Below are 13,973 nucleotides of genomic sequence, written 5' to 3'. Positions count from 1 at the left end.
GCGGCTGGATGCGACTTTCAGCCCCGTTCGTCGCGTGTCCTACGCGGTGGAAGCGGCTCGCGTCGAGCAGCGGACCGACCTGGACAAGCTGGTCATCGATCTCGAAACCGACGGCACTCTGGATCCCGAAGAAGCGATTCGCCGCAGTGCGACCATTCTTCAGGAACAGCTGGCCGCCTTCGTCGATCTCGAAGCCGACAGAGAGCAGGAAATCGAAGAGGAAGAAGATCAGATCGATCCGATTCTTCTGCGCCCCGTGGATGATCTCGAACTCACGGTTCGCAGCGCCAACTGCCTGAAGGCCGAGAATATTTACTACATTGGCGATTTGATTCAGCGCACGGAAGTCGAGCTGCTCAAGACGCCGAACCTTGGCAAGAAGTCCTTGAACGAGATCAAGGACGTGTTGGCTTCGCGCGGTCTTTCGCTCGGAATGCGGTTGGAAAACTGGCCGCCGGCGAGCTTGAAAGACGACAAGGCTTCCGCCTGACGACGGTGTGCGCTGGGGCTCCGGCTCCCGCGCTCCTGTTCAGCGTCGAATCCAGTGTGCCGACTCGAATCACCAGTTTGGTAAGGAATAGCAATCATGCGTCATCGTAAGAGTGGTCGTCATCTGAATCGGACCAGCTCGCATCGGCACGCCATGTTCAAGAACATGTGCACCTCGCTGGTCGAGCATGAAGTGATCAAGACTACCCTGCCCAAGGCCAAGGAGCTGCGTCGTCATATCGAGCCGCTGATCACTCTGGCCAAGCAGGATAGCGTGGCGAATCGCCGTCTGGCGTTCAGCCGCACCCGCTCCAAGGAAGCCGTCGGCAAGCTCTTCAACGAGCTTGGTCCGCGTTACGTCAACCGCCCGGGCGGCTACGTCCGTGTGCTGAAGTGCGGTTTCCGCACCGGCGACAACGCCCCGATGGCCTACATCGAGCTGGTCGATCGTCCGGTCGTTGAAGAAGCCGCTGGCGACGAATAAGTCTCAAGCTTCCTGCACGACAAAAAACCGGCTGCCCAAGCGATTGGGCAGCCGGTTTTCTTTTGGCTGGAGGTTCTCTTTTGGCTGGCTCTTCTTGGTGCCGAACCTCCTCGACGACGCTCGACGGCACCCGGATCGGAGCCGGCCTAGTCGCGGTTGACGGCGGCGCCGCAGGGCGCCGCGTGAGAGGGGTCAGGCGCGCTTGGCCTTGCGCGCCTTGGGTTCGGGCAGCAGCGGTGCCAGGAAATTGCCCGTGTGGGAGTGCTCGAGTCCCGCCACCTGCTCTGGCGTCCCCTCCGCGATGATACGCCCGCCACCGGAGCCACCTTCCGGGCCCAGATCGATGACCCAGTCGGCGGTCTTGATCACATCGAGGTTGTGCTCGATCACCACCACCGTGTTGCCGTGGTCGCGTAGCCGATGGAGCACGCCGAGCAGTTGGCGGATATCCTCGAAATGCAGCCCCGTGGTGGGCTCGTCGAGAATGTAGAGCGTCTGGCCGGTATCGCGCTTGGCCAGCTCCCGCGCCAGCTTGACGCGCTGTGCCTCGCCGCCGGAGAGTGTGGTGGCGCTCTGGCCGAGGCGGACGTAGGAGAGCCCGACATCCATCAGCGTCTGCAGGCGTCGCGCGATCGCCGGCACCGGGCTGAAGAACTCCAGCGCCTCTTCGATAGTCATCTCGAGCACTTCGTGAATGCTCTTGCCCTTGTAGTGAATCTCCAGTGTCTCGCGGTTGTAGCGCTTACCCTTGCAGACGTCGCAGGGCACGTAGATATCCGGCAGGAAGTGCATCTCCACCTTGATCATGCCCTCGCCCTGGCACGCCTCGCAGCGGCCGCCCTTGACGTTGAAGCTGAAGCGTCCCGGCTTGTAGCCGCGGGCCCGAGCCTCCTGGGTGCCGGAAAAGAGTTCGCGGATCGGGGTGAAGATGCCGGTGTAGGTGGCGGGATTGGAGCGCGGCGTGCGGCCGATCGGACTCTGGTCGATGTCGATGATCTTGTCGAGCTGGTCGAGACCCTCGATGCTGCGATACGGAGCCGCGGTGAGCGTCGTGGCGCGATTGAGTTCACGCGCCGCGATTGGCATTAGCGTCGAGTTGATCAGGGTCGACTTACCGGAACCGGAGACGCCGGTCACGCAGACGAACAGACCCAGCGGCAGCGCCAGGTCGACACCCTGCAGGTTGTTGCCGGTGGCGCCACGCAGATGGAGCTGCTTGTCCGGATTGACCGGGATGCGATAGGGCGGCACCTCGATACAGCGCTTTCCGGAGAGATACTGACCCGTCAACGACTCCGGAGCCGTCTCGATATCGTGGGGCGTACCCTGGGCCACGATGGTGCCGCCATGCACGCCGGCGCCAGGGCCGATATCGAGCACGTGGTCGGCGGCGCGAATGGCGTCCTCGTCGTGCTCGACCACGATCACGGTATTGCCCAGGTCGCGCAGGCGAATCAGCGTGCGCAGCAGACGATCGTTGTCGCGCTGATGGAGGCCGATCGAGGGTTCGTCGAGGATGTACATCACCCCGACCAGGCCGGCACCGATCTGGCTGGCCAGTCGGATGCGCTGGGCCTCGCCACCGGAGAGCGTATCGGCGCTGCGCTCCAGGGTCAGATAGTCGAGCCCGACGTTGACCAGAAATTCGAGTCGGGCATGAATCTCGTGGACGATCTTGACCGCGATTTCGCCCTTCCTCCCCGGGAGCGTCAACTGGCGGAAGTAGTCCCAGGCTTCGCCCACCGGCATCCGGGTCAGCGTCGGAAGGTTGTTGCCGTCGATGAACACATGGCGCGCCTCGCGCTTGAGACGGGCCCCGTCGCAGGTCGGGCAGGGGCGTACCGCGAGGTACTTGGCCAGGTCGTCGCGAACCATCGATGACTCGGTCTCGCGGTAGCGGCGCTCCAGGTTGGGCAGTACGCCCTCGAACGGATGCTCCCGCGTCACCTTGCGGCCGCGGTCGTTGACGTAGCTGAAGGCGATGTCGTCCTTGCCGCTACCGTTGAGTATGAGGTCGCGCTCGTGGCGCGCCAGATCGTTCCAAGGCGTATCCAGCGTGAACCGATAGTGTTCGGCGACCGCCTGCAACTGGCTGAAGTAGTAGATGCTGCGGCGATCCCAGCCCTTGATCGCCCCCTCGGCCAGCGACAGCTCCGGATGACTGATCAACTTGTCCGGGTCGAAAAACTGGCGCACGCCCAGGCCGTCGCAGGTCGGGCAGGCGCCGGCCGGGTTGTTGAACGAGAACAGCCGGGGTTCCAGTTCGCTCAGCGAGTAGCCGCAGATCGGGCAGGCGAAGCGCGATGAGAACGCCAGGTCTTCCTGCTCGCCGTCCATGAAATGAATGATCGCGGTGCCGTCGGCCAGGTTGAGGGCGGTCTCGAAGGACTCGGCCAGACGCTGCTGCAGATCCGGGCGAACCTTGATGCGGTCGACCACCACGCTGATGTCGTGCTTGCGTTTCTTGTCGAGCGCCGGCACGTCGTCGAGTTCGACGGTGTGCCCGTCGATCACGGCTCGCACGAACCCCTGGGCCCGCAGCTCGCTGATCAACTGCAGGTGCTCGCCTTTGCGGCCCTTGACCACCGGCGCCAGTAGCATCAGCCGGCTGCTCTCGGGTAGCGCCAGCACCTGATCGACCATCTGCGAGACGGTCTGCGCCTCGAGCTCTTCGTCGTGATCCGGGCATCGCGGCGTACCGGCGCGGGCGAACAGCAGACGCAGATAGTCGTAGATTTCGGTGATGGTGCCGACGGTGGAGCGCGGATTGTGCGAGGTCGATTTCTGCTCGATGGAGATGGCCGGCGAGAGCCCTTCGATATGGTCGACGTCGGGCTTTTCCATCATCGACAGGAACTGGCGGGCGTAGGTCGACAGGGATTCGACATAACGTCGCTGCCCCTCGGCGTATAGCGTGTCGAACGCGAGTGAAGACTTACCCGAACCGGAGAGACCGGTTACCACGATCAACTTGTCGCGCGGCAGTTCGACATCAATGTTCTTCAGGTTATGGGTCCGTGCGCCCCTGACCAGAATGCTGTCCATGACTACCTCGTGCTGCGACGCGGGAAACGACCATTATAGGTCGCGGATCAAATGCCCGGCAAAGCCGGCTGCTTTCACTGGAGGAGGGCGAGCGGTAAAATGCATCGCTCATCCCGAATCATCCTCGGCTCATGCCGAGTTCACCCAACGTTGTGACCTCCATGACTTCTCGTTTTCTCGTTACCGAACGACGTGCCATCGTCGGGCTGGCCAGCCTGTACGCCTCGCGAATGCTGGGGCTGTTCATGGTCCTGCCGGTGCTGGCGCTGTATGCCGATCATCTCGACGGCGCCACCCCTCTGCTTGTCGGCATGGCACTGGGCGGCTACGGCCTGACCCAGGCCATTCTGCAGATCCCCTTCGGCCTGCTCTCCGATCGTATTGGGCGCAAGGCGGTCATCGCCGGGGGCCTGCTGCTGTTCATCATCGGCAGCGTCGTCGCCGCCAGTGCCACTTCCATCACCGGCATCATCATCGGGCGCTGCCTGCAGGGCAGTGGCGCGGTCGCCGGCGCCATCATGGCGCTGCTGGCGGATCAGACCCGCGAGGAGATTCGCACCGCGGCGATGGCGACCATCGGGCTCTCGATCGGCGTGGCATTCGCTATCGCCATGGTCGTGGGGCCGCTGATAGCGGACATCGGCGGGCTCGCCGGCGTATTCTGGTTCACCGCGATACTCTCTGCCTGCGGACTGCTGATCCTGTGGAAGCTGGTGCCGCGAGCGCCGAAGCGGATGCCGCATCGCGATGTCGGCATCGATCGTCGTCAATTGCGCGCCACGCTGGGACAAGGCGACCTTCTGCGGCTCGATTTCTCGATCTTCGCCCTCCACCTGATTCTGACGGCGTGCTTCACGGCGCTGCCGTTTCGGCTCGAATCGCTGGGTTTCGCCCCAGCGGATCACGGCTGGGTCTACCTGCCGGTCATGGCGCTGGCCTTCGTCGGCATGATCCCGCTGGTCATCGTGGCCGAGAAGTATCGCAAGATGAAGCCTGTGTTCGTCGGCGCCGTCGCGGCGATGACATTGATTCTGCTCGGCTTCGGCGAATTGGCGAATGATCGAGTCGCCCTGCTGACCCTACTTTGGGGCTTTTTCGTCGTCTTCAATCTGCTGGAGGCAACACTGCCGTCGATGATCAGCAAACTGGCGCCGGCGGGAGCCAAGGGCACCGCCATGGGCGTCTACTCGACCAGCCAGTTCTTTGGCGCCTTTCTCGGCGGTACCTTGGGCGGCGCCCTGTCCCAGGGCTTCGGCGTCCAGAGCGTCTTCCTGGGCACGGCGGTGGTCGGGGCGATCTGGCTGGCCGTGGTCTGGAAGATGCCGGCGCCACGCCATCTCTCCAGCGAGATCATCGCACTCGACGAGCAATCCATGGGCATGCTCGATACACTACTCGAGCGCTTTGTCGCGGTGGCCGGCGTCGAGGACGCCGTGGTCGTACCCGAAGAACAGGTCGCCTATCTCAAGGTCGACCGTGAGCGCCTGGATGTCGAGGCGCTGGCCCGTATCGCAGGCAACCAATGGCAACGAACCGACGCCTGAGAGCGTCGCAACGCAGGAATGCGAGGAGACAACGATGGCCCGAGGTGTAAACAAAGTCATCCTGATCGGCAACCTGGGACAGGATCCGGAAGTGCGCTTCCTGCCCTCGGGGAATCCGGTGTGCAACCTGCGCATCGCGACTACCGATAGCTGGACCGATCGCCAGAGCGGCCAGCGCCAGGAGCGCACGGAATGGCACAGCGTGGTGCTGTTCAACAAGCTGGCGGAGATCGCCCAGCAGTACGTCAAGAAAGGCTCGCGAATCTATATCGAAGGCCGCCTGCAGACCCGCAAGTGGCAGGGGCAGGATGGCCAGGATCGCTACTCCACCGAGATCGTCGGCAACGACATGCAGATGCTGGACTCTCGTGGCGGTGGCCAGGGCGGCGGGGATTACGCCCAGCCACAGGGCCAGTATGGCGGAGCGCCGCAGGATGGCGGCTACGATCAGCAGCCGCAGCAGGGCGGTTACGGCGGCAACCCGCAGCAGCCGCAGCAGCGCCCGGCTCAGGGCCAGCGCCCGCCGCAGCAGGGCCAGCCGGCTCCACAGCCGAATCAGAATCCGAACTACGGCGCACCCAACCCCGGTAGCTTCGACGATTTCGATGACGAGATTCCGTTCTAGCGCTCATCTACCAGCGTCGTGGGACCCTTGCCCGTACCGGCATCGAGACGGTGAGTTCCGGGCGATCCCTCGGCCGCCACGGTAGCGCCCGTCTTCGAACGGAACCCCGGTCGTGGGGCGGACGGCTCTCTTGACCGGTGGCCATGGCCCGAGCCCTGTATTGCACGGGGCTCGGGCCTTTTAGTTTCGGCCCGGCCCTGTGTGAATTGTCGTGATCGATGGAGCGCCCGGCGATGATTGTCTCCAGGCCCCGTCCAGCGGGCCCCATTCCGGCCGTTTCCCGGTGATGGACGATGCCCATGGCGATATCACCGGTGGCCAGGGCGAGGCGGCATCCTCACTCCTTGGACGGGAGTGGCCTCGGCAGTCTCGACGCGGGAGGCCGGGAATTCTAGAATAGCACCCTAGATAGTCATCTAATGATTTGCGTGTGCTGCAAGTTCCCGCGTGGCGACGGCGTCCCGCCAACCGTGGCGGGGGTGCGTCGATTCCGCGTCGCCCTTTCACGTCAAGAGTGTCTTCATGCCACAACGTATTCCCGATGAGGCTCGCTTGCCCGAGCTGACGCTGCGAGGCGTCGTTCTGGGCGCCGTCATCACGCTGCTGTTCACGGCTTCCAACGTCTATCTGGGGCTCAAGGTCGGGCTGACCTTTGCCTCGGCGATCCCTGCCGCGGTCATCTCCATGGCCGTGCTGCGGCGCGTGGCGGGGGCCAACAAGCTCGAAAACAACATGGTCCAGACCCAGGCCTCTGCGGCGGGAACGCTCTCCGCGATCATCTTCGTGCTGCCGGGGCTGCTGCTGATCGGCTACTGGCAGGGCTTCCCGTTCTGGCAGACCACGGCGATCTGCGCCATCGGCGGCATTCTCGGCGTGCTCTACACGATCCCGCTGCGCCGGGTGATGGTGGTACAGAGCGATCTCCCCTATCCGGAAGGGATCGCGGCGGCGGAGATTCTCGAGGTCGGCAGCCGCGATTCGACGACGCCGGATGCGGCCCGCGGCGCCAACGAAGGCCAGCCTGGCGACGAGGGTGCCGGCGCAGCCGTGGGCGAGCCTGGTGCCAAGGAGATCCTGCTGGGCGGTGTCGTCGCGGCCGGCTTCTCCATCGCCAGCGGCGGCCTGCGGGTGCTGGCGGACAGCGTCAGCGTGTGGTTCTCGGCCGGGCGCGCGGCTTTCCAGCTCTCGACCGGGTTCTCGCTGGCGCTGGTCGGCGCCGGCTATCTGGTCGGCATCGTGGGCGGGATGGCGATACTGATCGGGACGCTGATCGCCTGGGGCATCGCGGTCCCCTGGTTGACCAGCATCACCCCGCCGGAGGCGGGGCAGTCGCTGGCCGATGCCGGCATGGCGCTGTGGTCCGACAAGGTCCGCTTCATCGGCGCCGGCACCATCGGGATCGCGGCGATCTGGACGCTGGCGACACTGTTCAAGCCGATGCTGGTCGGCATTCGCACGTCACTGGGCGCGATGCGCGGGGACCAGGGCGCGTTCCGCGATCAGGTGCGGACCGAGCGCGACCTGCCGGCGGGCATCATCCTGACGTTGACCGGGGCGCTGCTGGTGCTGCTGACCGTGGTTTTCGCGATCTTCCTTCACGGCGCGGCACCGCAGCTGGCCGGCGCCGCATTCTGGACGCTGACCCTGGGCAGCGTGCTGTTCGCCGGCGTGTTCGGCTTCCTGATCGCCGCCGCCTGCGGCTACATGGCCGGGCTGGTCGGTTCCTCCAGCAGCCCGATTTCGGGCATCGGCATCGTGGCGGTCATTCTGGTGTCGCTGCTGCTGCTGGGTTTCACCGCCATCAGCGATGCGTTCGATTCGCTGGATCCGGCGGTGGCGCGCATGCTGCCGACGGCGCTGGCACTGTTCGTGACCTCTGTCATTCTCGCCGTGGCGGCGATCTCCAACGACAACCTCCAGGATCTCAAGACCGGCTATCTGGTCGGCGCCACGCCGTGGCGCCAGCAGGTGGCGCTGATCATCGGTTGCGTGGTCGGGGCGCTGGTCATTCCGCCGGTGCTTTCGCTGCTCTACAACGCCTATGGCTTCGCCGGGGCGATGCCCCGGGAGGGGATGGATCCCGGCCAGGCGCTGGGAGCGCCCCAGGCCTCGCTGATGACCGCCATCGTGCGCGGCGTGTTCTCCCACGATCTCGAATGGACGATGATCGTCATCGGCCTGGCGATCGGCGCCGTGCTGATCGGCATCGACGAGCTGCTGCGCAAGCGCGGGGGTGAGGCACGCTTGCCGGTGCTGGCAGTGGGTATCGGCATCTATCTGCCCCCGAGCATCAATATGCCGCTGGTGATCGGCGCCGTGCTGGGCTGGCTGATCGATCGCCGGCTCCGCGCCCGCGCCAGGGCGCGGGGCGATGACGTCGAACGCGCTTCTGAGCGGCCGCGCCGCCGTGGCGTGCTGCTCGCCTCCGGGCTGATCGTCGGCGAGAGCCTGGTCGGCGTGCTGCTGGCTGGCATCATCGGCCTGAGCGGGGCGCCGGCGCCGTTGGCGCTGGTCGGGGACGATTTCGCCGCTATCGCCCAGTGGCTGGGGCTGGCGGTGTTCGTCGTCGTCTGCCTCGGTTTCTACCGCCGCGTGCTGGCGGCGCCCGTGGCCAGGTGACCCCGGCGTGCTACAGCGTCGAGTCGTTGGGCATGATCACCGCCGTGGTGGCGATGCCACCGGTCTCGACGGCGATCTCGAACAGCGCACCGGCCAGCGGCTCGTCATGGCAGCCGGTGGCCGCCGAGGTGACGAACAGCCGGTCCAGTGCGTCGCCGCCGAAGATGCAGGAGGTGGGGCGGGAGACGGGCAGGGCGATCTCCCGGTCCAGCGAGCCATCGGCGTGGAATCGGGCGATACGGCCGCCGTCCCACAGCGCGATCCAAAGCCCGCCCTCGCGATCGCAGGTCATGCCGTCCGGGTAGCCGGTGCCGGGGGCTAGCCGTATGTGCTCGCGACGATTCGACAGTTCGCCGTCATCGTCGAGATCGAAGGCAAACACGGTCTGGCGCGCGCTGTCGTTATGGTAGAGTGTGTCGCCGTGCGGGCTGATGGCGGGGCCGTTGGTGACGTGATATTCACTGTCCATCCGGATGACGCCACGGCTGTCGAGGCGAAACAGATGGCCTCGCGCCTCGTTCTCGGCGTCGTCCATGGAACCGAACCAGAGCCGGCCGCGCGTATCGCTTCCGGCGTCGTTGAGGCGGTCGCCCGCCGGTAGCCACTCGATCGGCGTCAGGCGCTTGCCGATGCGGGGGCCCTGCTCGTCGAGTTCGAGCTCCACGACCCCGGAGCGCAGGCCGGCAACGAAACCGCCCCCTTCTCGAGGCAGCAGCCAGCAGCACGCTTCTTCGAGATCCCAGCTTCGACGCTCGCCGTCTTCGGGGTGATAGACGTGTAGCCTGGCCCGTCGAATATCGACGAACACCAGGGCGTGGAGGGTGTCGGACCAGATGGGGCCTTCGCCGAGTTCGGCGCCAATCTCCCAGGCTACGGCGACATCCTTGTTCATGTTGACTCTCTCCATGGGTGGGCGAAGTGGCGAGCGGTTCCTGCGGGGGCCGATGTCTGACACTATCGATGACCGCCAAGATCGATGACCGCCAAGATCGATGACCGCCACGATCGATGTCCGCACGACCGGCACTTTCCCGTCATCGAGCCTCGAGCGGACAGGGCGTCTTCTCTCATAGTGCCGGGATCGGCCAGGGAAGTGTAGTTCTCAGAAACGTAAGGATTCCAGAGCGATGAGGCGTTCCGAGGTGCCATCGTGAAGTGTTTGGTGTTGCAGGCGGAGCACTGCCTGAGCCGGGCGTTGCACGCCATCTCCGGGCAACGTGGCGATATCGAATATGTCTCGTTGCCGGACGTGGCGGATGCCGAGGCGTTGGCCATGGTCGAGCCCGATACCGTGATCGTGCCCCCGCTGGCGGATCCGGGGCGCTGCGAGCCGGCGGTGGTCTACGCCCACGCCGACCGGGTGGAGGCGTTGCTCGAGTCGTGCCGGGCACGGCAGATCCCGCTGGTCTGGTGCGTCTCCGACGCGCTGTACGAGGATGGAGCGGACGCTCCCATCGACGAGGATGTCCTGCCGCGGCCGCGGGACGAGGCGATGCGCCGACTGGTCGCCGTCGGCGAACTCGTGCGCCGCCACCCCCGGCACCTGATATGGCGCCTGGGTCCGCTGTTCGGACGCGAGGGCGACGATGCCTGGTTGAGCGAGCTGATCGACTCGCTGATGCGTGGCGAATCGGTCAGGGCGGCCAGGGACCTGGTGGTGTGCCCGACCTCCGTCATGGCCGTGGCACGTGCCCTGACGGGCGTGTTGCTGCAGCTCGAGAGCGGTGCCAGCGGCTGGGGCACCTACCACCTCTGCGGCACCGAGCCGGTCAGCGTCTTCACCTTCTGTTCCGTGGTGCGGACACAGCTGGAGACCCGGCTGGCGGGCGTGGGAGAGTCGCCGACGCTGGGAGGGCTGGAAGGGCTCGACCAGCACCACGACACGCCGCTGCGACGCGTGCTCAACTGTCGCCGGCTGCTCGATGTCTTCGGTATTCATCAGAAGTCCTGGCGCCTGGAGCTCGGGCTGATGCTGGACGCGTGGTGTCAGGAGCGCTATCCCGATCAAGATGAGGTCGACAATGGCGACCAACGTCGCAGCAGAGAGGAAGCGGCCGGTACATGAAAGTCTTTCGCAGCATCATCTTCTATATCGGTTACTTCCTGGCGATCCTGGTCTCGGGATTGCTGATGTTGCCGGTGGGCTTTGCCTTGCCGATACGCTGGCGCTTTCGGCTGTTCAACTGGCACAACCGTTTCATCGTCGGCTGGCTCTCCATCACCTGTGGCATCCGCTATCGGGTGACGGGGCGTGAACGGGTACCGGAGGGGCCCTGCGTGGTGCTGGCCAACCACCAGAGCGAGTGGGAAACCGTCTACCTGCAGCTGCTCAAGACACCGATCTGCACCGTGCTCAAGAAAGAGCTGCTCAACATCCCGCTGTTCGGCTGGGGGGTGCGGCTGCTGCGACCGATCCCGCTGGACCGGTCGAAGCCATCGGCCGCCATGCGCCAGGTGCTCTCCCACGGCAAGCAGCGTCTGGAAGAGGGGTTGTCGGTGCTGATCTTCCCCGAAGGAACCCGCGTGCCGCCAGGGCAGCGGCGCCGTTTCAACAAGAGCGGCGCGGTCATCGCCTGCCGCACCGGCGTGCCGGTGCTGCCGGTGGCGCACAATGCCGGTGAGCGTTGGGGACGACACTGGGTCAAGCAGCCGGGGGTGCTCAATGTCGTGGTGGGGGAACCGATCGAGACGGTGGGTCGCAAACCCGAAGAGGTGAGGGCCGAGATGGAGGCGTGGATCGAGGGTACCTTGAACGAGATTTCCGAAGTGCCGCGCCCCGCGTCGCCGGACAAGGCCGCACCCGCGGAGCTGCCTTCCTGAGACGTGGGAAGGGATGAATCCGGCCATGAGAAAGGCGCCCCGCGGGGCGCCTTTCACGTTGACGGCTGGCGTACCGGCGGTCAGCTCTCGAAGCGATCCAGAACCAGGCAGGCGTTGGTGCCGCCGAAGCCGAAGCTGTTGGAGAGCACCCGCCTGACGTCGACGTCGTCGCGACGCTGGCGAACGATATCGAAACCGCAGGCCTGCTCGTCGAGCGTGTCGATATTGGCCGACGCGCAGATGAAGCGGTTCTCCATCATCAGCAGCGAGTAGATCGCCTCCTGGACCCCGGTGGCGCCCAGCGAATGGCCGGTCAGCGACTTGGTCGAGCTCATCGCCGGCGTACTGTCGCCGAAGACCTCGCGGATCGCCTTGAGTTCGGCGACATCGCCCACCGGCGTCGAGGTGCCGTGGGTGTTGACGTAGTCGACCTTGCCTTCCAGCCCGGCCAGCGCCTGACGCATGCAGCGCGCTGCGCCTTCGCCGGAGGGGGCGACCATGTCGTGACCGTCGGAGGTGGCGCCGTAGCCGGTGATCTCGGCATAGATCCTGGCGCCGCGGGCCTTGGCGTGTTCGAGTTCCTCGATCACCAGCATGCCGCCACCGCCGGCGATGATGAAACCGTCGCGATCGGTGTCGTAGGGGCGCGAGGCTTTTTCCGGCGTATCGTTGTAGCCGGTGCTCAGCGCGCCCATGGCGTCGAACAGGCACGACAGCGTCCAGTGCTCCTCCTCGCCGCCGCCGGCGAAGACCACATCCTGCTTGCCGAGCTGGATCTGCTCGACGGCGCTGCCGATACAGTGGGCCGACGTGGCGCAGGCCGAGGAGATCGAGTAGTTGACCCCCTTGATCTGGAACGGCGTCGCCAGGCACGCCGAGACGGTGCTGCCCATGGTCCGGGTGACCCGATAGGGGCCGACGCGCCGCAGGCCCTTCTGGCGCATGATGTCCGCCGCCTCGACCTGGTTGGCGCTGGAGGCGCCCCCGGAGCCGGCGATCAGGCCGGTGCGAGGATTGGAGATGTCTCCGGCTTCGAGCCCGGCGTCGTCGATCGCCTGCTGCATGGCGATATAGGCGTAGGCCGCCGCATCCCCCATGAAGCGCAGCTGCTTGCGATCGACGAGAGACTCGATGTCGATGTCGACGATACCGGCGACCTGGCTACGAAAGCCGAGTTCGGCATATTCCGGCTTGAAGCGAATGCCGGAACGCCCCTGGCGCAGAGAGTCGAGCACCTGTTGGGCGTCGTTGCCCAGACAGGAAACGATACCCAGGCCGGTGACTACCACTCGTTTCATGGAAGCCTCCCGCTCAGAATTTCTCAGTGTTAGTGAACAGACCAACGCGCAAGTCCTTGGCCTGATAGATATCCTGACCGTCGACCGACAGCGTGCCGTCGGCGATGCCCAGCACCAGGCGGCGCGTGATCACGCGCTTGATCTCGATATGATACGAAACCTGGCCAGCGCTCGGCAGGATCTGTCCGGAGAACTTGACCTCGCCGCAGCCCAACGCCCGGCCGCGACCGGGATTCCCCAGCCAGCCGAGATGAAAACCCACCAGCTGCCACATGGCGTCCAGGCCGAGGCAGCCGGGCATCACCGGATCGCCGGGGAAATGGCACTGGAAGAACCACAGGTCGGGATGGATATCCAGCTCGGCGATGATCTCGCCCTTGTGGTACTTGCCGCCATCCTCGTTGATCTGCGTGATGCGATCGAGCATCAGCATGTTGGGTGCTGGCAGTTGGGCGTTACCGGGGCCGAACAGTTCCCCCCGGCTGCATTTCAGCAGATCGTCTTGGCTGAAAGAGTGCTGTCTGGTCACTGGATCGTTCCGAGAATCGAAGAAGAGTTTGCCTCGTCGTTCCGAGGCGCGGCCAGTCTAATGGCTGCGGACGCCGAATGCACGCCGGCCAAAGCCTAGTCGCGAGCGAACCACGGCGCAATGGGCGGTGCGACGCTTGCCCTGGCGAACGTCGCCGGGGCATGATGCGGGACGGGAACGGAATCCATCCGACAGCCGCCAGGCAAACCATAACGACGATAAACGACATCTTATGTGGCCTTCCTTCACGCTGAATCGACCGCTGACCTGGTTGGGCCTAGCGGCACTGGCTGCCGCTAGCGTATTGCCGTTGCTGACGCTGCGGCTGGTGGCGCTGGCCCTGGTCATGGTGGGGGTCGTCGATGTCTGGCGCCAGACCCGGCTGGAGCATCAGCGTCGCCGCCTCAGTGAGCAGGCCCTCGAGCTGTCGCCGGACGGCGTGATGATCACCGACACCGCCAACCGAATCGTGACCGTCAATCCCGCCTTTACCCAGATCACCGGCTATACCCCCGAGGAG

12 protein-coding genes are annotated in these 13,973 nt (G+C 65.2%); 8 read left to right on the top strand and 4 right to left on the bottom strand.

Annotation, left to right across the window (positions count from 1 at the left end):
* Together AC3AYF_RS10645 and rplQ are read left to right on the top strand one after the other, a co-directional pair.
* Window positions 1-490, top strand: a 490-nt coding sequence (locus AC3AYF_RS10645; protein ID WP_487779717.1) for a DNA-directed RNA polymerase subunit alpha, incomplete at its 5' end; no start/stop codon positions are given.
* A gap of 96 nt (window positions 491-586) precedes the next feature.
* Window positions 587-973 carry a 50S ribosomal protein L17 gene (gene rplQ / locus AC3AYF_RS10640; RefSeq protein ID WP_149436423.1) on the top strand — a complete coding sequence of 129 codons (387 nt, stop codon included), beginning with the start codon at window positions 587-589 and terminating at the stop codon, window positions 971-973.
* Window positions 974-1,165: 192 nt separating this feature from the next.
* On the opposite strand, the gene uvrA is transcribed toward rplQ, so the two are convergent.
* Window positions 1,166-4,018 (bottom strand): excinuclease ABC subunit UvrA, encoded by a 2,853-nt coding sequence (uvrA, locus tag AC3AYF_RS10635; RefSeq protein ID WP_295036621.1) that lies wholly within the window; start codon window positions 4,016-4,018, stop codon window positions 1,166-1,168.
* A 161-nt stretch (window positions 4,019-4,179) separates the two neighbouring features.
* Between uvrA and AC3AYF_RS10630 the strand changes: the two genes are divergently transcribed.
* From AC3AYF_RS10630 to AC3AYF_RS10620, 3 genes are all read left to right on the top strand, one after another.
* On the top strand, window positions 4,180-5,562 hold the full coding sequence (locus tag AC3AYF_RS10630; protein ID WP_295036622.1) for an MFS transporter: 1,383 nt from the start codon (window positions 4,180-4,182) through the stop codon (window positions 5,560-5,562).
* 34 nt (window positions 5,563-5,596) lie between these two features.
* Window positions 5,597-6,187 (top strand): single-stranded DNA-binding protein, encoded by a 591-nt coding sequence (gene ssb, locus AC3AYF_RS10625; RefSeq protein WP_295036623.1) that lies wholly within the window; start codon window positions 5,597-5,599, stop codon window positions 6,185-6,187.
* Window positions 6,188-6,709: 522 nt separating this feature from the next.
* Entirely contained in the window at window positions 6,710-8,806 is a 2,097-nt protein-coding gene (locus AC3AYF_RS10620; protein ID WP_295036624.1) for an OPT family oligopeptide transporter, read from the top strand.
* A gap of 10 nt (window positions 8,807-8,816) precedes the next feature.
* On the opposite strand, the gene AC3AYF_RS10615 is transcribed toward AC3AYF_RS10620, so the two are convergent.
* The gene (locus tag AC3AYF_RS10615) at window positions 8,817-9,698 is read right to left on the bottom strand and encodes an SMP-30/gluconolactonase/LRE family protein (protein ID WP_295036627.1); all 882 of its coding nucleotides are present in this window, start codon (window positions 9,696-9,698) and stop codon (window positions 8,817-8,819) included.
* 258 nt (window positions 9,699-9,956) lie between these two features.
* Between AC3AYF_RS10615 and AC3AYF_RS10610 the strand changes: the two genes are divergently transcribed.
* Both AC3AYF_RS10610 and AC3AYF_RS10605 read left to right on the top strand, forming a co-directional pair.
* Complete coding sequence (locus AC3AYF_RS10610) at window positions 9,957-10,871, top strand: sugar nucleotide-binding protein (protein WP_295036629.1); 915 nt, start codon at window positions 9,957-9,959, stop codon at window positions 10,869-10,871.
* Window positions 10,868-11,626 carry a lysophospholipid acyltransferase family protein gene (locus tag AC3AYF_RS10605; protein ID WP_487779716.1) on the top strand — a complete coding sequence of 253 codons (759 nt, stop codon included), beginning with the start codon at window positions 10,868-10,870 and terminating at the stop codon, window positions 11,624-11,626. Before AC3AYF_RS10610 ends, AC3AYF_RS10605 begins: the two co-directional genes overlap by 4 nt.
* A gap of 80 nt (window positions 11,627-11,706) precedes the next feature.
* Here the strand turns inward: AC3AYF_RS10605 and fabB are convergent, their stop codons facing one another.
* Window positions 11,707-12,924, bottom strand: a complete 1,218-nt coding sequence (fabB, locus tag AC3AYF_RS10600; RefSeq protein WP_295036634.1) for a beta-ketoacyl-ACP synthase I — start codon at window positions 12,922-12,924, stop codon at window positions 11,707-11,709.
* A gap of 13 nt (window positions 12,925-12,937) precedes the next feature.
* A complete protein-coding gene (gene fabA / locus AC3AYF_RS10595; protein ID WP_149436436.1) occupies window positions 12,938-13,453 on the bottom strand; it encodes a 3-hydroxyacyl-[acyl-carrier-protein] dehydratase FabA in 516 nt (171 codons plus the stop codon).
* A 232-nt stretch (window positions 13,454-13,685) separates the two neighbouring features.
* On the opposite strand from fabA, the gene AC3AYF_RS10590 reads away from it, so the two are divergent.
* Window positions 13,686-13,973, top strand: a 288-nt coding sequence (locus AC3AYF_RS10590; protein ID WP_487779715.1) for a PAS domain-containing protein, incomplete at its 3' end; no start/stop codon positions are given.

This window comes from Salinicola sp. (assembly GCF_982684285.1).
The sequence above is the reverse complement of the archived record's forward strand: the minus strand, read 5'-3'. Positions and strand labels throughout refer to the sequence as shown.